Origin of the sequence: Corynebacterium sp. LK10, assembly GCF_008042455.1 — a bacterium.
Classification (GTDB): domain Bacteria; phylum Actinomycetota; class Actinomycetes; order Mycobacteriales; family Mycobacteriaceae; genus Corynebacterium; species Corynebacterium jeikeium_D.
In genome coordinates, this window is sequence record NZ_NOVT01000021.1 from 116,438 (window position 1) to 136,955 (window position 20,518).

Genomic DNA, 20,518 nt, shown 5'->3' on the forward strand with positions numbered 1-20,518 from the left:
CAACCGTGTGGATGCGGGCTTCTCCGTGCCTGGTCTAGGCTGGAGCTATGACTTTTGCTGAACGGGAACGTGAAGACCTAGCTAATCTACTGCTCAGCGTCGGCCCCGACGCCCCGACCTTGTGCGAGGGGTGGACGACCCGGGATCTTGCCAACCACCTGTACATTCGTGAAAACCGTCTGGATGCCGCGGGCGGGATGTTCGTCAAGGCGCTTTCGGACCGCCTCGATGCTGTTACCGCTGAGGTCAATCGAATGCCCTACGTCGAAGTGGTGGGGAAGTGGGGTAGTGGTGCTCCGCGATGGAATCCAATGAACTGGGCAGACCGCTACGTCAACGCTGCGGAGAACTTCGTCCATCACGAGGATGTCCGTCGTGCCCAGGAAGGCTGGACCGTTCGTCAGCTGCCGCCCTCCGGAGTGTCGGACCTGTGGCGTCTGGTCACTACTGCCGGCCGTATGATGTTGCGCGGTTCGACCTCGACCGTGGTGCTAATGCGTGACGACGGAGTTGCGGTGACCCTAATCGACAACAGTGCTAAAGGTGCTCCAGTTGTGACTGTCCGCGGAAGCGTCGGGGAACTGGTGCTGTGGCTCTATGGCCGTGACGAGGTACGCGTCACCATCGACGGTGACGAATCGGGCATCAAGCGCAACAGTCTTTAAAATCACGTTCTCAGTTCTGGACGGTCGCGACAGCACGCCTGTTAAACAATGACACGCGTGTGACTAATGTGAAAACGATCCGGTGTTAGCTGTAAGGTAATGGTCATGTCTGCGACCAGCCGAACCAGAACTGACAATCGTCGTGGATCTTCCCGCTCTGCGGAGACAGATGCCACGCGGCGATACCCCGTGCACAGCGCCACGGAGGAATTCGAGCGCACTCCTAGCGCCATGTCGTTCGTGGCCAATAGCTTGGCCAGCGCCTGGACTGAAACTGCCCGCGGCGTGGCCGGTCTTGCCCGGCGGGTCAGCGGTCGCAAAAATAAGCGAAACGAAGAGGAGAATATGTCGCGGCGCGAAAGAGACGCCGATTTTTCGACGAAGCCCCGTAGGAAGCGTCGTAAAGCAGCTAGCGGCTATGACGATGTAATTGAACCGCCGGCACCGGCCTCCGTGCCAGCTGACGAGTTCGACGCAGACTTCGATGAGGGTGGCGAACCGGGATCGAAGGATGGCCTCGCACTACTCGTGCTGGCGTTGGCGATTGTGCTCGCTGGCTCGACATGGTTCCACCTGGCAGGGCCAGTGGGGGAGTTCATTGAAACGGCAGTGCGCACGCTCATTGGTATCGGCGCTTTTGTACTTCCGGTGCTGCTCGGTGTTGTTTCCGTATTAATGATGCTGGATGCTATGCCGCGCCGTGAACGTCTGACACCTACCATCACTGGAGCTTCGCTGATCGTGGTGGGGCTGCTCGCAATTGTGCATATCGGCTCGGGTCGTCCTGCGGACTGGCAGGGGCGACGTGCAGCTGGTGGCGCAATTGGTGGTTATATCGGTTCGCCGCTAGCAGCCGGGTTTACCTCGTGGGTCGCCGTGGTTTTGTTGCTGGGTATCGTTTTTTACGGCGCTCTGGTGCTCTCTGGCGCGACGGTGCGCCAGCTTATCGATGCCACTAAGGAATACTTCAACTTTTCCGAGTGGTCTTCGCGTCGTGCCGGCGACGAGCCGGAATCGGACGATCCCTACGGCAATGTCGATGACATGCTGGAACGTCGTGCGAGCTGGGATTCCGATACCGCATATGCCGATGAGGACTTTGACCAGCCGACGCAGCTAATTGAGCGTCGCCCAAGCCACAGCAGCCGCACGCAACATTCCTCGTCTCGTTCGACCGGTCGCCCTGCTTACCGAGCGTCCCGCCGTGGCGCGGATAGCCGTATATCCGCACCCGAACCCGTGCCTTACGACGAACCGGATACTGACGGTAACCTCTACGATCTTTTGGACGAAGAGCCGCAGAGGAACCGACAGGCTCCGCGACGTGCCCGTCAGGTTGAGGATGTCGACTACGATTCGGCAAAGACCACAGTGTTCGATGTCCGGAATGGGGCACCGCACTCCAATCGAGTTTCCCCAGTGGAGCCGGCGTTTCCGGCAGCTGAGTACGTGGAGGAAGCTCAGTCGGATGCAGTACATCGCGACACCGCTGAGACAGAATCGACTATTCCAGCTGTCGGGGGCACGAACTACCACGCTGTCGACGAGGATTATGACGAGTACTCCGAGTACCCGACGCAGGAGGCTGCTGCAGCTAATAACAGCGAACGGAATTGTGTTTCCGATTCCCGAGCTCCGAAACAGCCCGCTGTTCAACCTGAGGCCGTAGAGCCGGCGAGCGCGCCGCAGGGCGAGTCGTCTGTCGATGATTCGCGGGATGCAGTGTCTGAGGCTACCCGCCGCACAATGGATGCCATTGCCGCTCGTTCTGGTATCGATGCCTCTAAGATTCCGGCCACAACTCCGAAGTCTGAATTGGAAAAGGATGCCGAGGGTACTTCCGGTTCGTCGGCACGCACGCCGGAATCTGACTACCACCTGCCATCGACTAATTTGTTGATTCCAGGTGAGCGTCCCAAGACACGTACGGCGACGAACGACCGCATGATTGAGGCGATTACTGAAGTATTCGCAGAATTCAAGGTCGATGCTGCGGTGACTGGTTTCTCTCGCGGTCCGACGGTGACTCGCTACGAGGTCGAGCTTGGCCCGGGCGTGAAGGTCTCGAAGATCACGAACCTGCAGTCCAACATTGCCTACGCGGTAGCGACCGACAATGTCCGCTTACTGACTCCGATTCCGGGAAAGTCGGCCGTTGGTATCGAGGTGCCGAACAACGACCGTGAGATGGTTCGGCTTGCCGACGTACTCAACGCGCCCAAGACCGTTGCGAACGATGACCCGATGCTGATCGGTCTCGGTAAGGATATTGAGGGCGAGTTTATCTCGCACTCCATCCAGAAAATGCCGCACCTTCTCGTTGCCGGTTCGACCGGTTCGGGTAAGTCCGCGTTCGTAAATTCGATGTTGGTTTCGCTGCTGACTCGTGCGACCCCGGAGGATGTCCGCCTGATTCTGGTGGACCCGAAGATGGTCGAGCTGACTCCATATGAGGGGATTCCTCACCTGATTACGCCAATCATCACTCAGCCGAAGAAGGCCGCGGCGGCTCTGCAGTGGCTGGTTGAAGAGATGGAACAGCGCTACATGGACATGAAGGCCGCCCGCGTCCGTCACATCAAGGACTTCAACCGTAAGGTCAAGTCCGGTGAGATTACGACCCCACTTGGCTCGGAGCGCGAGTACCGTCCGTACCCGTACATTGTCTGTGTCGTTGACGAGTTGGCAGACCTGATGATGACCGCACCCCGCGATATCGAAGATGCGATTGTGCGCATCACGCAAAAGGCCCGTGCTGCCGGTATCCACTTGGTGCTGGCTACGCAGCGTCCGTCTGTGGATGTGGTCACCGGCTTGATTAAGACGAACGTGCCATCGAGACTGGCATTCGCTACCTCGTCGCTCACGGACTCCCGCGTCATTCTTGACCAGGGCGGTGCTGAAAAGCTCATTGGTATGGGCGATGGCCTGTTCATCCCACAGGGTGCAGGCAAGCCGCGACGTCTTCAGGGGGCCTTCGTCACAGACGAAGAGATTCAGGCAGTAGTCGATGCAGCTAAGGCGCAGGCCGAGCCGGATTACACCGAGGGTGTCACGGAGGATAAGAGTGCTGAGGCTGAGCGCAACATTGACCCCGATATCGGAGATGACCTGGAAGATTTGCTTCAGGCAGTCGAGCTGGTGGTCACCGCACAGCACGGATCGACCTCGATGTTGCAGCGCAAGATGCGAGTCGGTTTCGCCAAGGCCGGTCGACTGATGGATCTGATGGAAACTCGCGGAGTGGTTGGACCGTCAGAGGGATCTAAGGCACGTGAGGTGCTGGTCAAACCAGAGGAGCTCGAAACCATTAAGTGGATGATCAAGGGCGCAAACCCGGAGGATGCTCCTAAGGAAGAAGTAAACGTAGTCGACGCTGATCCGAATCAGTCTATGGCGTAGGACGACCCAGCCTTACCGCCGTTTCTGATTGCGTGTATAGTCGGCACACGTGGAGGGGAGTATCCCCGGTAAAAGTGGATGTTTTCCGCTAGCCCGTGACGGTTATCGTCAGCACGGATTGGACGCACAGACTCGTCTTGCGCACATCGAATCCCGGTGCCGTCACTTTTGCCACTATGGCAGAAGCAGGAGAGACCTCCGGTTCATGTTCGCACGACCGGAGGTCTTTTTTTAATATGCATGTCCCCGCATTGGTATGGATTATCACCATTGTGGTCGTCATGGGTTTTATCGCCTTTGACTTCTATGCACACGTTCGCACGCCGCATAACCCAACTATGAAGGAAGCCGGCATCTGGACCGCTTTCTACGTAGTCTTGGCATTAATTTTCGGCGGAATGGTGTGGTTGTTATGGGATCACCACCGAGGCATTGAGTTTCTATCGGGCTATATCACCGAAAAGGCGCTCAGCGTAGACAATCTATTTGTCTTTGCACTCATCATCGGCGCATTCAAGATTCCGCGCCAGTACCAACAAAAGGTTTTGCTGTTCGGTATTGCGATGGCGCTGGTATTCAGAGGCCTGTTCATTTGGGCTGGTGCGGCAGTTATTGCCAAGTGGTCTGACGTTTTCTACCTGTTTGCAATCTTCCTGATTTACACGGCTATCAAGACGGTGTACGACGAAGCCGTCGATAAGCCGGAACCCGATCCGTCGGATATGAAGCTGATTCAATGGCTGCGTCGAATCGTCCCAATTTCGGACCATTACAACAAGGACAAGCTGACCGTTAAGGAAAACGGCAAGCGTTACTTGACTCCACTTGCCATCGCGCTGGTGTCCATCGGTTTTATCGATGTGATGTTTGCGTTTGACTCTATCCCGGCTATCTACGGCCTGACGGATGAGGCATATATCGTCTTTACTGCAAATGCCCTTGCTCTCATGGGGTTGCGACAGATGTACTTCCTGCTCGACGGTCTGCTGGATCGCTTGGTGTACCTGGCTTATGGCCTGGGTGTCATCCTGGCCTTTATTGGTGTGAAGTTGCTGTTGCACGCACTGCATGAAAACAACCTGCCGTTTATCAACAGCGGTGAGAACGTGTCGGTGCCTGAAGTATCGACCTGGGCGTCGCTGGCGGTCATCGTCATCGTTCTGGTGGTGACTGTCCTGGCATCGTGGCTCAAGAGCAAGCGTGATGAAAACATGGGTGCGATTGCCCTTCCGCGTGTTCACCACGATGATGATGGAAGCCGCGATGGCCTCGGCTCTCACGCCTCCTCTACTTCTGTCAGTGAGGGGTCAACGTCGGCCGGAAGCGAAACTAACGGTTCACACACCGGTAAGAACGAGCCTGGGCGTTAATCGAACACGATTGTGAGATAAGGTAACAACTGTGACTGCTCCAAGTGCTGATACAAGCCGTGTTTCCAACTGGAACTTGCCCAATTTCCTGACCGTGCTTCGCATCCTCGGAGTACCGGTGTTCCTGTGGGTACTTCTTCAGGAGGGCGGCGAAGCCACCAATTGGCGCTGGTGGTCGTTTGTCGTATTCGCGCTTCTGATGGCGACTGACAAGTTGGACGGGCACCTCGCACGTAGCCGTAACCTCATTACCGACTTTGGCAAGATTGCCGATCCGATTGCCGATAAGGCTCTAATGCTGGCTGCGCTGATTGGTATGAACATCATCGACATTCTGCCGTGGTGGGTGACTGTCATCATCGTGATTCGCGAAGGTGGCATCACCATCTGGCGTATGTTCGCCCTGCGTCAGGGGCGTGTTGTTCCGGCTTCTCGGGGCGGCAAGATAAAGACGGTCCTGCAGTCTGTAGCAGTGGGGCTCTTCCTGATGCCAGTGGACTGGTTGTTCTGGCCGTCCTGGATTGTGATGGTTGCCGCCATTGTCGTCACCGTCGGTACTGGTATCCAGTACATTGTGGATGCGCGAAAGGTCTCGTAGAGAAATTAAGTGGAGGGTAAAGCTGTGAACACAGTCGAACGCCTCGCCCAGAGCGACGAAAACGCTGACGGTGTCGATGGCGTTTCGCTTCAACTCGTCCAAACGCTTACGGCTCGTGGCGAGACTTTTGCAGCCGCAGAATCACTTACCGCAGGTCTTCTCTGCGCTACAGTTGCCTCCGTACCGGGAGCCTCCGCCGTTCTCCGCGGTGGCGTGGTCACTTACGCCACTGACACGAAGGCGTTGCTTGCCGACGTGCCAAAGGATGCTTTGGCCGCATATGGCCCCGTGTCCGAGTTGACGGCCCGGTATATGGCACTTGGAGTGGCAAATAAAGCAGTGGCGGACTGGGGGATTTCGCTAACTGGCGTTGCTGGTCCAGCGATGCAGGATGGGCACCCAGTAGGTGAAGTCTGGTGTGGTCTGAAACCGCCGGGAGTTTCGTACCTTGATGGGGTAACTGCTGTTAGGTTGCCGGTGAATAAAGAGGGGTCGCGCGCGGAGATTCGTCGTCAAGCAGTGGTATTGGCGTTAGAACTGTTGTTGCAGAATCTCGACGGTGAGTAGAATTTTTGAAAATTGGGAACAGGTCGGCCTTCTAAAGCGTTAGAGAAAGTGATGACCAACAATACTGCACTTATGACCATTCGCTACCCAGAGGTAGATAGCGCTGCCGCTTTCGAAGTTTCCATGGATGCCACAGCACCGTCGGCGCGGGTGGCTGTAGGGGAGCAGCCTGGATCGGTTGCAAAGTTAACGGCACAGGATTTGGCGGAACGGGGAGAATCCCGTGAGCCACTCCTGCGAGAGGCACTGGGGGAGACGCTGCGTGATATCCGTTCGCGCAGTGGACAGACGCTGCGTGAGCTTTCTGAAAATGCGGCTATTAGCCCTGGTTATTTGTCTGAGCTTGAGCGTGGACGGAAAGAAGTCTCATCTGAGCTGCTGGCGTCGGTATGCGCGGCGCTTGGTGTGACGGTGTCGGATTTGATGATGGAAGCAGCCACAGCGATGGCCCTGCATTCGGCGAGCCCAGAATTGGCAGCGATGTAGAAATTGGTTGCGGCGATGGAATTTCATTCCATTGCTCCGGTACTTAGCACCCGAAGACGCTCGGCTTTAGTTAAGATTGGGTGCGCGATAAGCACAGACCTGCTTTGAGGTAGTTGCAATAAGAAAGGTGTATGGGACGCTATGGCTAATCCATTTGTAAAGCTGTGGAATTACTTGATGGCCGCTTTTGATTCCAAGATTGAGGAAAACGCTGATCCGAAGGTGCAGATTCAGCAGGCTATCGAGGATGCCCAGCGGCAGCACCAGGAACTATCGCAGCAGGCAGCGGCGGTGATTGGTAATCAGCGCCAGCTGGAAATGCGCCTTAACCGTCAGCTCGCTGAGATTGAGAAGCTGCAGGGGAACACTCGTCAGGCATTGCAGCTCGCTGACAAGGCTCGTGCTGAGGGGGATACTGCCAAGGCTACGGAGTATGAGAACGCAGCTGAGGCTTTCGCAGCTCAGTTGGTTACTGCTGAGCAGTCGGTAGAAGATTTGAAGGCTCTGCACGATCAGTCGCTGCAGCAGGCGGCTCAGGCTAAGAAGGCCGTCGAGCGTAATTCCATGCAGCTGCAGCAGAAGGTCGCGGAGCGCGCAAAGCTCCTCAGCCAGCTGGAGCAAGCAAAGATGCAGGAGAAAGTCTCTGAGTCCCTGCAGTCGATGAATCAGATTTCTTCGGGGGCTACACCTAATCTGGATCAGGTTCGTGACAAGATTGAGCGTCGTTACGCTAACGCTCTTGGTCAGGCCGAGCTAGCTCAGAACTCGGTTCAGGGGCGTATGGCTGAGGTAGAGGCCGCAGGCGTTCAGCTTGCTGGGCACTCTCGCCTGGAGCAAATCCGCGCAGAAATGAACGGTGGCAACGAGCTCTCTGGTGGCGAGGCTCAGAAGTCCATCGAGGGAAGCGCTGCCTCCAACGTTGACCCTGCTGTTGCTGAGCGCATGCGCCAGCTGCGTGAGGGCAATTAATTCTCCTACTCACCTTCACCACGTGCGATTAGCGAATCACCCATTGCCTTCGAGCGATTAATGGTTCGGATGACCACAGGTACGCCGAAGGCAATGATTGAGCCGGCAGCCCCTCGTGCTTTTCGAGCCTCCAGTACCTCGGCAGCGGCCATAACCTGAAGCGGAATCATACGCAGCGTCAGCGATAGTGCGAGCGCGATGGTGTCGACTGGTAGGCCGAAACGGGCGAACGGCTGCATCGCAGTGGTCAAAGTATCCATGATGTCGCTGACGCGGGTCGTCAGCGTTAGCAATATTGCCGCTGCGATTGCGGCGAGAAGCGCGAGGAAGGTCGTCAGCGCTTGCTCACCCCCGGCGCGCCACCACAGGAGAAGCGAAAGCAGCGCCAAAATGACTACGGCTCCACGGAGCTGTCGGAAAGCAACCATTGGTGGCACCTTGGCCACCGCATAAGCGAGGGTGACAATTGCCAGGGCAATCGCCCCGCCTAGCCAGGTATCCACGAGAATCCCGGTGAGCAATAAAAATGCGATGACAATGATGAGTTTGGGGGCCGTCGGGAGCCTGTGCACAGGCGACTTATGGTTTAGGTAAAGCCCTAACGGGACATCGGCTGGATGAATCATGAGCGGCCTTCTTCCGCACGAGTCATATCGCTGACGTATCGGTCAATAACTTCCTTCGGCGCACCGTCGTCGACGATTTCTCCTGCGCTTACGCGGATAACCCGGTCGAAGTCCATAAGAAAATCCAGATCATGAGTGACCACGATAATTTGCTGCTCAAGCTGGGCGAAAATACTCCGAATGTGGAGACGATTGCGCAAGTCGAGGAGCGTAGTGGGCTCATCGGCAATAATGGTCGTGGGATTAAGAATTAACACTGCCGCCAGCGCCAGTAGCTGTTTTTGTCCACCCGAGAGCAAGTGTGGCGAGGCGTCAGCATGATTGGCGAGCCCAAATCGCTCAAGAGCTTCCTGCACCAGCTGGTTGCGCTCATCCTTTGGCAGTTTTCGCTTGCGTAGTGAAAAGGCAATGTCCTCTGCGACTGTCGGCATCACAATTTGGTTATCCGCATCAGAAAAGATGAAGCCGACATTCTTGCGAATTGCCTTTGCCTGCTTTGCGACATTCATGCCCTCATACGTGACCGTGCCACCAGTGACCGGGCCCAGGCCGTTAATGAGTCGCACCAGCGTGGACTTACCGCCACCGTTTTCGCCGATAATGCCAATGCGGTTCTCTGTGAGAGTTAGCGTGGTCGGCTTCAGTATCTGGCGTCCCGAATAGGTTGCGGACGCGCGGTCAAAAGCGATGGTGGGCATAGTGCGACTCGAGACCCTTTCTAATTCTGTGGGGTTAATTGCCCGAGGTGGCTGCTTCCTTAACCAAACGACTTTGCTTACGGTTGGCAGCGTCGGGAAGCAAATCAGGGAAAGCCTGCAGTACGGCAGTAGCAATAAGCGCGGCTACGACAACCTTTGCCACGTCGCCTGGGATAAACGGGACGTTGGTAATCAGTGCGTCGGTGAAGCTAAGTCCCATACGCCAAGTCAATCCGACAGATCCGAAGAAGTACTGTAGTAGAACTCCGACGAGGCCTGCGCCGATGAAGACGCTGATTCGTGAAACCTTCGCCCGTGGTGCTTGCTGGGCAATCGCGCCGATTGCGAAACCGGCAATTAAATAGCCGACAATGTAACCCACGGTAGGGCCGGGGAGTGCGGCGAGAAGTGGTTTCCAGCCCGCCATGTTTGGGACACCCACGAGACCAACAGCCAGGAACAGGGTAGTGGCGAGGCCGCCACGTTTGAATCCGAGAATCATCCCGGCCAGTGCGATGCCCATGTTCTGTAGCACGATTGGCACGCCGAGGCCGCCAACGGGAATGGCAATGCCGCCGAGCACGATGATTAGTGCTGCGAAAGCAGCGATAATAGTGAGGTCATACACCTTGGAATTATTCACAGCTCTCATCTTAAACCCCTGAGTTGAGCACTGTTCAGGCAGGGGACCGGGGATTCGTCTATGCAAAAAGGCGCCCAGGTAGGTATCAGTGACAGGTATCTTGTACGTTGGTCTCATGCGATTGGCCGATTTTCACAACTTCGTCAACCACGAATTTGGGCCTCAGCACGGCCCGTGGCTGTTGCATTCCCACGTACTGATGGAATATGGAAAAACTCCCGCGGAACTGCTCGAGGACGGGGTCGAACCTCGGGATATCTGGTGGGCGCTGTGTAGGGAACACGATATTCCTGAAGACCGCTGGTACGGTCCTGACGAATAGGTTCCGGCGTAGACGACGGTGAATGCTTGCCGACGGCTCTTGCGTGTCGTTGCCATTCGAACAGGGTTTCGCATATTATCGAAAGTGCTGATGAAGTCAATCCGTCTGATTCGGTATAACTTCCGGGTGTAACCGGCAGTAGAGGTGTCGCGGACCAATTTGGAACCGGAACGGCTAGTTTCGCGCCTAATTAAGTGTGAGCGAAGTTTCTGTTTTGGATGAAAATCGGGAGACACATTCTCTGAGTACGGCTCCAGAACCCGATACCGTACGCGACAATGACCGCGACAATGACAATGAGGAAGAACAACGAACTATGGCTCGTAAGAAGGCTACGGCTTCGAACCAGGGCAATGATCGCCTGAAGGCGCTCGATGTAGCTCTGGCGAACATTGAGAAGGACTTTGGTAAGGGTGCAGTTATGCGCCTGGGGGACGACAATCGTCCTCCAATTCAGGTTATTCCCTCCGGCAATATCGCTATCGACGTGGCCTTGGGCCTGGGCGGGTTCCCGCGTGGTCGTATCGTAGAAATCTATGGTCCAGAATCCTCAGGTAAGACCACAGTCGCACTGCATGCTATTGCAGAGGCGCAGCGGCAGGGCGGTATTGCCGCATTTATTGATGCGGAGCATGCGCTGGATCCGGTTTATGCGCGCAAGCTTGGAGTAGATACGGACAACCTTCTGGTATCCCAACCAGATACCGGTGAGCAGGCACTTGAGATTACAGATATGTTGGTGCGTTCCGGTGCTATTGACATCATCGTGGTTGACTCGGTGGCCGCGTTGACTCCGAAGGCTGAAATCGACGGTGAAATGGGCGATTCCCACGTTGGCCTGCAGGCGCGGTTGATGAGTCAGGCGCTGCGCAAGATGACTGGTGCGCTGTCCCACACCGGCACCACTGCCATCTTCATTAACCAGCTGCGTGAAAAGATTGGCGTCATGTTCGGCTCTCCTGAGACCACCACGGGTGGTAAAGCACTGAAGTTCTACGCTTCCGTTCGCTGTGACGTACGCCGAATTCAGACGTTGAAGGACGGCCAGGATGCGGTGGGTAACCGCACGCGCTTGAAGGTAGTCAAGAACAAGGTGTCGCCGCCGTTCAAGCAGGCAGAGTTTGACATCATCTACGGCGAGGGCATTTCGCGTGAGGGCTCGTTGATTGACATGGGCGTTGATAACGGCATTGTCAAGAAGTCCGGTTCGTGGTTTACCTACGAGGGCGATCAGTTGGGTCAGGGCAAGGAAAAGGCTCGTATGCACCTGCGCGAGAATCCAGAAATTGCCCAGGAAATCGAAGTCAAGATTAAGAAGAAGCTCGGTGTCGGGGAATTCGCGGAGGTCGAGGATGAGACCGATATCGATGCCCCTGTCGATGTCGTGCCGGACATCGACTTCGATGATTTGGAAGACTAGCTAGCTCACGGCGTAGTGCCGCGACACACGAAAAGAGAGGACCGTGGAGGATCGTAACGGCCGCGATGTGCGGGAGACTATCGAAAAGCTTGCTCAGCAGATTGCGGAAGCTGACGGTGGTTCGCTCTACGATGCGGGTCGTGAGGAATCCAAGGCCCCGATTCGTGCTAAGGCACTGCGCTTGCTCGATCAGCGAATGCGTTCCCGCAAGGAACTCGTAGAAAGGCTCGAGGCAGTCGAGGAGTTTCCAACCTCGATGATTGAAGAAGTCGTTGATGACCTGACCCGAAGTGGATTGGTTAATGACGAGCTTTTCGCATCCGAATGGGTGCGGCAGCGCTTTGCCAGTCGCGGCAAGTCGAAGATGGTTTTGAACCGGGAGCTGCAGGAAAAGGGCATTGATGCTTCGCTTCGTGCAGATGCGTTGGAGCAGATTACGCACAACGCGGAAGAAGAAGTCGCCCGGAAGCTAGCGGCGAAGAAAGCGGCCACTATTAAAACAGTGGCACCTGACTTCAACACCAAGCAAAAGGATTTACGCAAAGTCGTCGGTGTGCTGGCGCGGCGCGGTTTCCCCTCTGAATTGTCCATGAGCATTGCTCGGGATCAGTTAGAAGAGCGATACCGGGAACTCGAAGAGGACACAGATTAGCGCCGGTGCCACCGCACGCCGGATTAGCACGCCGGCTGCGGACCCGTCAGGTTTAAAGGGGTCGCTGATTGGGGAAATGGGCCATAAACAGCTAACCTAAACTGCCGTGACTACCCCTTCTTTGAACTCTCAGCAGCAGTCTTCGCCTCGCACATATGAGGTACGTACGTTCGGTTGTCAGATGAACGTCCATGACTCGGAACGACTGTCTGGCTTGCTGGAAGAAAACGGTTATGTAGCGGCTGCAGAAGGCGATAATCCTGATCTGGTCGTTTTCAACACCTGTGCCGTTCGAGAGAATGCGGACAATCGCCTCTATGGCACATTGGGACAGCTCAAACCGGTCAAGGATGCTCACCCAGGCATGCAGATTGCCGTCGGTGGCTGCTTGGCCCAGAAGGATAAGGACGTCGTCGTAAAGAAGGCCCCATGGGTGGACGTAGTCTTCGGCACGCATAACTTGGGTTCGTTGCCAGCTTTGTTGGAACGCGCCGCTCATAATGACCGGGCTGAAGTCGAGATTAAGGACGCGCTGGAAGAATTTCCCTCGGTGCTGCCGGCCAAGCGTGAATCCACTTATGCAGGTTGGGTGAGTATTTCCGTAGGCTGCAATAACACGTGCACCTTCTGCATCGTCCCCAGTTTGCGTGGTAAGGAACGCGATCGTCGTCCGGGCGAGATTCTCGCTGAGGTACAGGCACTCGTGGAGCAGGGCGTTACTGACGTCACCCTCCTCGGACAGAATGTCAACGCCTATGGTGTTAACTTCGCCGACCCTGACATGGAACGCGACCGCTCGGCTTTTTCCAAGTTGTTGCGCGCCTGCGGCCAGATTGAGGGGTTGGAGCGCGTGCGCTTTACGTCTCCGCACCCAGCTGAGTTCACCGATGATGTCATCGACGCTATGGCGGAGACACCGAATGTGGTTCATCAGCTACACATGCCACTACAGTCCGGTTCCGACCGAGTGCTGAAAGACATGCGCCGTTCCTACCGCACCAAGAAATTCCTGGGAATTCTGGAGAAGGTTAGGGAAAAAATGCCGGACGCGGCCATTACCACTGACATCATTGTCGGTTTCCCAGGCGAGACTGAAGAGGACTTCCAGCAAACTCTCGACGTGGTGGAAAAGGCTCGTTTTAGCTCGGCGTTCACCTTCCAATACTCGCCCCGCCCGGGAACTCCGGCGGCAACCATGGCGGATCAGGTTCCACCACAGGTTGTGAAGGAACGCTATGGTCGGCTGCTAGCGCTTCAGGAGCGTATTTCCGAGGAAGAAAACGCTAAGCTAGTCGGCCGGGAAGTCGAGCTGCTGGTCAGCCAGTCCGATGGCCGTAAGAATGCGGAGACTCATCGCATGTCAGGTCGGAGTCGGGATGGCCGCCTGGTGCACTTCAGCCCGTCGGAAAGCGAACCAGGCGTCGTCGACCGCAAGATTCGCCCAGGTGATTACGTGACAGTACGCGTGACCGACTTCGCACCGCACTTCCTCATTGCCGACTCCGGAGTGCTCACACACCGCCGCACTAAGGCGGGGGATAATGTAGAGGTCGGTCAGACTCCGACGACCGCTCCGATTGGAGTTGGTCTGGGCTTGCCAAAGATTGGGCGCCCGGAGAAAACGAGTGTAAGTGAGGGATGCGGCTGTGAGTAGTGACAAGGCTTCGCCGGAAAGTGATATGGAATCCACTAGCGAGCAGTCGGTGGAATCCGCGCAGGCGTTGCGGGTTCAGGAGCGCAAGGTCGCTGGCGAGCTGGATCTCGGCCGTGCAGTGATTCCGATGATGGTTGCCGTCATCGGCCTCATTACGAGTTTCTTCCTTCCGCACTCGGGCGTTGTTTTGGGCTTTGATGTGTTGCTGGATACGGATGTTGCGCATCAGTACTTCACGACTCGACCGGAGCGAATTTACTCCATTCTCGTGGTGGTAGGTGTCTTGCTAGCTATTGCCACGCTGATTACGCGGACGACGATTCTCGCATTCGTCACCTGGTTTTTTGCCTGTATTCAGATGGTCTACTCAGTCTTCGCTGGTTGGATGCGTCAGTCTCGTCCACAGGAACTGGCCGGCGAGGGTATTTCCTTCGGCCTGATGCTCGGTATTTTCTGCAGTTTTCTACTGGCCATCTCCGTGACTTTCATCGCTTTCCGACGTAGTAAGGAGCAGCTCGCAATCGCGACGAAACGTCGCAAGCACGCTGACACCGATCCGGTACTGCGCGCGCAGCAGGTTTACCTGCGGGCGGGCCTGACCCCGAATACGACTACGGATGTTGAGGTCGTCGACGACCGCCGTGAACGCGCTCGCCGACGCAATCGTGTCCAGCAGGGCAGTAGCGCGGATAATGTCTCTCAGCAGACCGGCGAAAAGGACGAACAGGTCAGCGACGAGTAGTGAGACTTTTTAACTAGCGCAGTAAGTATGGGGCTCTCTTCCATTCCGGAAGAGAGCCCCTTACTTTTAACCATCGACGCGTTGCCAGCGCGTAGCTGAGCCAGGATTCTGTTGCGGACGCCGGAGAGCGAGAACCTGCTTCCCCGACACACAACTAGCTTCTGTTAGAGCTCCTTGAGAGTCTCCGCGGCCTGCTCTGCCCACTGTCGCCACTGTTCGGCCTGCTCCCGAGCCTTGGCGGCCTGAGAAGCCTTGCCCTTCGCCTCGAGTTCGGCGGCCTTCTGCTCAAACTCCGCTGCGCGGTTGGCGAACTGCTGGACGCGAGCCTGTGCTTCGGGGTCGGTACGGCGCCACTGCGAATCGGCAGCATCGGAGACGCGCTTTTCCAGTGCGCCAATGCGGTTTTCATACTCACGCACACGACCACGCGGCACAAAGCCGATGGCCTCCCATTTCTCCTGCAACTGACGCAGTTCGTTGCGAGCGTGATCGAGGCCCTTGGACGGATCAATGCGGTCTTCGTATTCAGCCAGCAGTGCGTCCTTGGCCGCAGCGTTTTCCTCGAACTCCTTGTCTCGAGCTTCGTTGACCGCGTTGCGAGCACCAAAGAACTCATCCTGGGCGGCCTTGAACTGCGCCCACAGCTTGTCATCGACCTCGCGTGGGGCTCGACCAGCGGCCTTCCACTCAGCCATCAGGTCACGGAAGGCAGCAGCGGTGCCACCCCAATCAGTGGAGGTCTTCAGGGCCTCAGCTCGCTCAATGATGTCCTCCTTAACGCGGCGAGCAGCCGCACGGTTGCGGTCCAGTTCCGCAAAATGGGCACCGCGGCGGCGGTTGAAAGAATCACGCGCGCGAGAGTAACGGCGCCAGAGTTGATCATCAGTTTTGCGGTCGATGCCGCGAATCTGCTTCCACTCCGTGAGAATCTCGCGGATACGGTCGCCGGCGACCTTCCACTCGGTGGAGTTCTCTGCGAGCTCCTCGGCCTCTGCGGCGAGCTCTTCCTTACGTGCGATGGCGTTCTTACGGCGCTCTGCCTTGTCGTGAGCGACTTTCTCCTCTGCGACGTGGGAGGTGGCAATGACCTCTGCAAGGCGCTTATCCAGCGCATCGATATCGCCGAGAACCGTGGCGGTGGCAAGGCTCTCACGCAGTTCAACTGCGTTGTGAGAAATGGTCTTTGCCTCCTGCGGGTGGGAGACTACACGAGATTCCAGTAGCTCGACCTCGGTGGCCAGATCCTCGTAGCGCTTGCCGTAGTGGGCATAACCCTCTTCTACGGTGCCGGCCTGCCAGGAACCAATATTGCGCTCGCCGGCGCTGGTGACCAGCCAAACAGTGCCGTCTTGATCAATGCGGCCAAACTTCTTTGGATCATTGTGGACGGCATGTGCCACAGCGGCCGACCCCGCAGGCGCTGGAGTAGCTCCAGGGGCCTTACGATGAGCCGGCATTGCGCCTGGTCGAGGTCCCGGACGTGGACCCGGGCGTGGACCTGGCTTAGGGGAATTGCTGGTACCGGTCATAGTGGGTAAACCTCTTCCAATCTTCATGCAGAACTGCCGCGCGACACGGCTGCCATCAAACACTTACGGTATGTGCTCGAGTATCCCAAAAATTTTGGCACAGCGCGCGTAACACCGCCGGAATAAGGCATCGACTAGCCCCTCACGGTAGCGTTGAGGACGTGAATTCGCGTTTGCCTCGGCTTGTTATCGTTCCGCGTGCGCTTCTCATCGTCGAGGAGCTGGGTGGTTTTGCGCCCACCGCCACGGAATTGCGCCGTCATGCCCGTGAAACGGTCGCGACGCTGTGGAGACATGACGAACCCGGGGAGCCCGGCGCGGTCGCTATTATCACTGGCAGGATGCAAGCGAAGTCCCCGCACCAGACCAGCGCACCCGGCAGTTTTTCTCCGTATGGGGTTGATGTCACGGTGTCAGGCGGAACCGAATTACCTGAGCTGCTGGGACGCTGGCTTATCGAAGACTACGCGCGACGGAATTCTGAAGGACCCACTGGCCGCGTCATTCAGGCAACGTGCTTCGACTCTATCGCTGAGGCAATCGCTGCCGGTCACACGCGCCTGCTTGTGCTTGTCGACGGCGCATTCGGCCTTGCGGACGATTCCCCGGTCGGCGTAATTGAAGGTGCAGCGGAGGTTGATGCGCTGTGCAGTCTGATTGCTGGTCAGGACTGCTCAAGCATTAACGTGGAAAATATTGTGTTTCCAGCTCCCGGCGCGTACGCGGCCGAGTTATGGCAGCAGCTGAGTAAAGCTGCTGAAAGCTGGACGGGGTCTGGAATGACCGTCGTAAAGCGTTCTTACTATGACGGGGCGCCTTACGGCATCGGTTACCACGTGGCCAGCTGGCAGTGTGTTGCGAAGTAGGAGCTCGCGTTTTTAGTTTTTGTGCAGGAGTGTGAACTGGGTAGTGACGGCTTTCGAGAGTGAGAGCTTGCCGGTGCCGATTGCGGTGGTAGGGCCGACGGCGTCGGGAAAGTCGGATTTGGGGCTGGTGCTTGCGGAGCAGCTTGGCGGTGAGGTCGTCAATGTTGATTCGATGCAGCTTTATCGAGGAATGGATATCGGAACAGCGAAGCTGTCGGTGGACCAGCGGCGGGGGATTCCGCACCACCAACTCGATGTGCTGAACGTGACGCAGCCGGCGAGTGTAGCGACATATCAGCGTGAGGCGGTCGCGGATGTTGAGGCCATTCGCGCGCGGGGGAAAGTCCCCATCCTTGTCGGCGGGTCGATGATGTACGTACAGGCGTTGGTGGACGACTGGCAGTTCCCACCTACGGACCCTGAGGTACGTGCGAAGTGGGAGGCAGTGCAAGACGAGATTGGTCCGGCGGCGTTGCACGATCGGTTGGCAGAGATTGATCCGGATGCGGCGGCAATTATTGAAACCAACGACCCGCGGCGCACTGTCCGGGCTTTGGAGGTCATCGAGCTGACAGGTAAACCTTTTGCAGCGTCGAAGCCGTCGATTGATAAGCCACCGCGGTGGAACACTCGCATATTGGGGTTGCGCACGCAGGCGGAATGGCTAAATCCGCGGATAGAACAGCGTACGCGGGGCATGTTTGCCGCTGGCCTGGTGGAAGAAACTGAGAGTTTGATTGCGCAAGGGTTGCGCGAAGGTGTGACCGCTAGTCGCGCGATCGGCTATGCACAGGTGCTGGACTACTTCGATGGGGTTTACGACCTGGATACGGCTTGTGAACGCACGATTACTGGTACGCGCAGGTATGTGCGACGTCAGCGCTCCTGGTTCAACCGTGATCATCGAATCATGTGGCTAGACGCTGCCGGTGACGTGCCGGGACAGGCGTTTTCCGCACTTGGTCTGTAAGAGATTCGGACCTCCCGCTAGCATCAAGGGCATGGTTTCATTTGCCAAAGGCCACGGTACGCAAAACGATTTCTTGATTTTTCCAGATGATTTGGTGTCCATCGAATTGACCGAATCACTGGTCGCAGCAGTGTGCGATAGACAGCGGGGTCTTGGCGCTGACGGCGTCCTGCGGGTTGCCCGAGCGGGGAAACTCGTCGATGCCGGTGTTTTGGCGGCATTGCCGGAGGGCGTTAAAGCCGACGATTGGTTTATGGACTACCGCAATAGTGACGGTTCTATTGCCGAGATGTGCGGGAATGGTGTCCGCGTCTTTGCACACTATATTGCCGCGATTCACAGCCCGGACAGTGTCGTCGACGGAGCTTTGCGGGTGGGCACTCGAGCAGGGCTGCGCGCTGTTTCGATTGATGAGCACAGCCGCAGGCACGCGGTCGTTGGGGTGGATATGGGCCAGCCGGAAGTCCTCGGCCTCGCTACTGCGTTCATTGGTTCGGGCAACAATGCCCAGAAATTCGCCGGGATTGGTGTCGACGTGGGAAATCCGCATTTGGCCTGCGTCATGCCTGGCCTAAATGCCGCCGCTCTGGCGGAGCTGGAATTGGAAGCGGCGGGTAGTGTCGCGAAGCCAGTGCGTGCCGACGAAGCCATGTTCCCGAACGGCCTCAATGTGGAAATTGTCACCCCGCTGGATGCCTGTGATTCGGTGTCCATGCGAGTAATTGAACGTGGAGTTGGTGAGACCCGCTCGTGTGGCACCGGTACGGTTGCGGCAGCTATTGCCGCGCTGGCCGATGCCGGCCGGACTGAGGGGGTTGTGACAGTCAAGGTGCCCGGCGGTGTGGTGACTGTGGATGTCCACAAGGCCAGCAATGCGGATGGGGACTTCTCGGCGACCTTGACCGGGCCGAGCGTGATTCACACGCTCGGCGATATTGAGCTGGAAGCCCTGTGACTGGTAGCTATTGCTGCAGGAGCACTAGCGGGGTAGTGGAAGCGGTGGGGAATCAGCGGACTAGTGTCCGCCGCAGCCACCGTCGCCACAACCACAGCCGCCATCGCCACAGCCGCCTCCGCAACCTTGAGGCGGAATGATCTCACCGGTCAGTGAGAAAGTACCGGAAACGACCATGCCTGGCTGGGGAGCTTCGTCGCCGCCGGGGACAAGTACGTCCATAGGAGTCGGCAGAGCAAGGTTGAGCACCCAGAACTTCTTGCCGGTTAGCTCATTGACATGCTTGCGGGAGTTATTGATAACACCAGCCAGTTTCACGGTTGCGCTAGGCGATGCCTTCCCGACCTGATCTCCGACAATTGCCTTAGCACCTTCGAAGTCCAATGTTGTCGGGGTTGCCCCGGTGCGCTTCTCGTACTCTTCGATGGATGCGTCGAGGGTGAAATCAGTTGCTAGAGCTGATAGCGCGACATGCTCAAAAGTCTGAGTTCCGGCATCAACAATCATTGGCCCCTGTGACAGCAGGCAGGTAGCGACCTCGATGACCTTGTCAAAGTTATCCGAGGAGGGATCATCCTCGACGATTTCCACGAGCGCCAAGACATCGTCCACGCTGGATACATGGGCAGTGACGGTCGGGCTGCCCGCGAAGCCGGCGTAGGTAGAAAATGGTTCAACACCCAGGATGTGCAGACGCGCACCAGAGGAATCTTCGAAACGGACCAGCTGGCCACCGCGGACCTCGCCGATGACCGACAGATTGTCACTGGCAATCGCGGCTTCCATCGCGTCTCGCCAGCTGGGGTAGTCCATGCCAATGCTTCGCAAGTCAGTAGTCATACTTTTCGATGATACTTCCCATATCTTCATCTGCGAACTAACGAATCGCACGTGAGCGCATTGTGCTCTGGGGTACCTAGAACCATTCCTTCACGCCGCGGCAACTATTCGGATGGGGCTAACAATTCTGCCACACTAAATAGGTAAAGGTTAAGTGTGGCATAAATAACTTTCCTTAGGTGTGCCGGGTTTATTCCATTTAGGCATGCCTAAGAGTAAGCTCATCTCCGTAAACACCATTTGCTTAGCTTAATTCTTATCTATATAAGCGAGGTTTCTCATGCTCGGATTGCGGTCTCGAAAACAGTCGGATGACATTCAGTCGCTTGCCGACGTCCCGGTGGGGGTAACCGTCACTCTGGGAACGTCGCATGTGGATGAGCGCCTGTGCCGCAGGCTTTCGCAACTGGGGCTTCGCCCTGGAATGAGTGTCACTGTGGGACGGAGTACCAGCGGCGGTGGGCGAATCGTCCATGCTGGCGCAACGCGCTACGCCATCGATGCCAGCACGCTGCACAAGATGTCCGTCGTGGGTTAGGTCCCC

At 56.9% G+C, this 20,518-nt stretch carries 21 protein-coding genes; 16 read left to right on the plus strand and 5 right to left on the minus strand.

What is annotated here, in order from left to right:
* Positions 1-47 precede the first annotated feature (47 nt).
* The 7 genes from CHU70_RS09125 to CHU70_RS09155 all read left to right on the plus strand — a co-directional run bounded on the left by CHU70_RS09125 (position 48) and on the right by CHU70_RS09155 (position 8,057).
* Entirely contained in the window at positions 48-665 is a 618-nt protein-coding gene (locus CHU70_RS09125; RefSeq protein ID WP_049170848.1) for a TIGR03085 family metal-binding protein, read from the plus strand.
* 105 nt (positions 666-770) lie between these two features.
* The gene (locus CHU70_RS09130) at positions 771-4,067 is read left to right on the plus strand and encodes a DNA translocase FtsK (protein WP_070595173.1); all 3,297 of its coding nucleotides are present in this window, start codon (positions 771-773) and stop codon (positions 4,065-4,067) included.
* 236 nt (positions 4,068-4,303) lie between these two features.
* The gene (locus tag CHU70_RS09135; protein WP_016422604.1) at positions 4,304-5,437 is read left to right on the plus strand and encodes a TerC family protein; all 1,134 of its coding nucleotides are present in this window, start codon (positions 4,304-4,306) and stop codon (positions 5,435-5,437) included.
* 31 nt (positions 5,438-5,468) lie between these two features.
* Positions 5,469-6,035: a CDP-diacylglycerol--glycerol-3-phosphate 3-phosphatidyltransferase gene (gene pgsA, locus CHU70_RS09140; protein WP_016422605.1), complete on the plus strand. Its 567-nt coding sequence runs from the start codon at positions 5,469-5,471 to the stop codon at positions 6,033-6,035.
* 24 nt (positions 6,036-6,059) lie between these two features.
* Positions 6,060-6,602 (plus strand): CinA family protein, encoded by a 543-nt coding sequence (locus CHU70_RS09145; RefSeq protein WP_016422606.1) that lies wholly within the window; start codon positions 6,060-6,062, stop codon positions 6,600-6,602.
* 51 nt (positions 6,603-6,653) lie between these two features.
* A complete protein-coding gene (locus CHU70_RS09150) occupies positions 6,654-7,088 on the plus strand; it encodes a helix-turn-helix domain-containing protein (RefSeq protein WP_070595175.1) in 435 nt (144 codons plus the stop codon).
* Positions 7,089-7,229: 141 nt separating this feature from the next.
* A complete protein-coding gene (locus CHU70_RS09155; RefSeq protein WP_005509356.1) occupies positions 7,230-8,057 on the plus strand; it encodes a PspA/IM30 family protein in 828 nt (275 codons plus the stop codon).
* 5 nt (positions 8,058-8,062) lie between these two features.
* Here CHU70_RS09155 and CHU70_RS09160 read toward each other — a convergent pair whose 3' ends face one another.
* Genes CHU70_RS09160 through CHU70_RS09170 form a run of 3 tightly spaced genes read right to left on the minus strand, consistent with a single transcriptional unit; the run spans position 8,063 to position 10,033 of the window.
* Positions 8,063-8,683 (minus strand): energy-coupling factor transporter transmembrane protein EcfT, encoded by a 621-nt coding sequence (locus CHU70_RS09160; RefSeq protein ID WP_049170855.1) that lies wholly within the window; start codon positions 8,681-8,683, stop codon positions 8,063-8,065.
* Positions 8,680-9,381, minus strand: a complete 702-nt coding sequence (locus CHU70_RS09165) for an energy-coupling factor ABC transporter ATP-binding protein (protein WP_016422609.1) — start codon at positions 9,379-9,381, stop codon at positions 8,680-8,682. Before CHU70_RS09165 ends, CHU70_RS09160 begins: the two co-directional genes overlap by 4 nt.
* 34 nt (positions 9,382-9,415) lie before the next feature.
* Positions 9,416-10,033, minus strand: coding sequence for a biotin transporter BioY (locus CHU70_RS09170; RefSeq protein WP_016422610.1), 618 nt, complete (start codon positions 10,031-10,033; stop codon positions 9,416-9,418).
* Positions 10,034-10,112: 79 nt separating this feature from the next.
* Here CHU70_RS09170 and CHU70_RS09175 point away from each other — a divergent pair, with 79 nt between their 5' ends.
* The 5 genes from CHU70_RS09175 (at position 10,113) to CHU70_RS09195 (ending at position 14,814) form a co-directional block, all read left to right on the plus strand.
* A complete protein-coding gene (locus CHU70_RS09175) occupies positions 10,113-10,346 on the plus strand; it encodes a DUF3046 domain-containing protein (protein WP_005509697.1) in 234 nt (77 codons plus the stop codon).
* A gap of 316 nt (positions 10,347-10,662) precedes the next feature.
* Positions 10,663-11,766, plus strand: coding sequence for a recombinase RecA (gene recA / locus CHU70_RS09180; RefSeq protein WP_049170952.1), 1,104 nt, complete (start codon positions 10,663-10,665; stop codon positions 11,764-11,766).
* A 43-nt stretch (positions 11,767-11,809) separates the two neighbouring features.
* Complete coding sequence (locus tag CHU70_RS09185) at positions 11,810-12,418, plus strand: regulatory protein RecX (RefSeq protein WP_070595178.1); 609 nt, start codon at positions 11,810-11,812, stop codon at positions 12,416-12,418.
* Between the two features lie 106 nt (positions 12,419-12,524).
* Entirely contained in the window at positions 12,525-14,072 is a 1,548-nt protein-coding gene (gene miaB / locus CHU70_RS09190) for a tRNA (N6-isopentenyl adenosine(37)-C2)-methylthiotransferase MiaB (protein ID WP_070595180.1), read from the plus strand.
* The gene (locus CHU70_RS09195; RefSeq protein ID WP_241482392.1) at positions 14,065-14,814 is read left to right on the plus strand and encodes a hypothetical protein; all 750 of its coding nucleotides are present in this window, start codon (positions 14,065-14,067) and stop codon (positions 14,812-14,814) included. The genes miaB and CHU70_RS09195 overlap by 8 nt, the downstream gene beginning before the upstream one ends.
* Before the next feature lie 164 nt (positions 14,815-14,978).
* On the opposite strand, the gene CHU70_RS09200 is transcribed toward CHU70_RS09195, so the two are convergent.
* The gene (locus CHU70_RS09200) at positions 14,979-16,343 is read right to left on the minus strand and encodes a DUF349 domain-containing protein (protein WP_049189635.1); all 1,365 of its coding nucleotides are present in this window, start codon (positions 16,341-16,343) and stop codon (positions 14,979-14,981) included.
* Positions 16,344-16,504: 161 nt separating this feature from the next.
* Here CHU70_RS09200 and CHU70_RS09205 point away from each other — a divergent pair, with 161 nt between their 5' ends.
* The 3 genes from CHU70_RS09205 to dapF all read left to right on the plus strand — a co-directional run bounded on the left by CHU70_RS09205 (position 16,505) and on the right by dapF (position 19,134).
* On the plus strand, positions 16,505-17,209 hold the full coding sequence (locus CHU70_RS09205) for a hypothetical protein (RefSeq protein WP_070595182.1): 705 nt from the start codon (positions 16,505-16,507) through the stop codon (positions 17,207-17,209).
* Between the two features lie 67 nt (positions 17,210-17,276).
* On the plus strand, positions 17,277-18,179 hold the full coding sequence (gene miaA, locus CHU70_RS09210; protein WP_049189646.1) for a tRNA (adenosine(37)-N6)-dimethylallyltransferase MiaA: 903 nt from the start codon (positions 17,277-17,279) through the stop codon (positions 18,177-18,179).
* A gap of 31 nt (positions 18,180-18,210) precedes the next feature.
* A complete protein-coding gene (dapF, locus tag CHU70_RS09215) occupies positions 18,211-19,134 on the plus strand; it encodes a diaminopimelate epimerase (protein ID WP_049189637.1) in 924 nt (307 codons plus the stop codon).
* Between the two features lie 60 nt (positions 19,135-19,194).
* Here dapF and CHU70_RS09220 read toward each other — a convergent pair whose 3' ends face one another.
* On the minus strand, positions 19,195-19,974 hold the full coding sequence (locus CHU70_RS09220; RefSeq protein ID WP_049189638.1) for a hypothetical protein: 780 nt from the start codon (positions 19,972-19,974) through the stop codon (positions 19,195-19,197).
* A 280-nt stretch (positions 19,975-20,254) separates the two neighbouring features.
* Here CHU70_RS09220 and CHU70_RS09225 point away from each other — a divergent pair, with 280 nt between their 5' ends.
* Positions 20,255-20,512 (plus strand): FeoA family protein, encoded by a 258-nt coding sequence (locus CHU70_RS09225; protein WP_080969561.1) that lies wholly within the window; start codon positions 20,255-20,257, stop codon positions 20,510-20,512.
* The last annotated feature ends 6 nt before the right edge of the window (positions 20,513-20,518 follow it).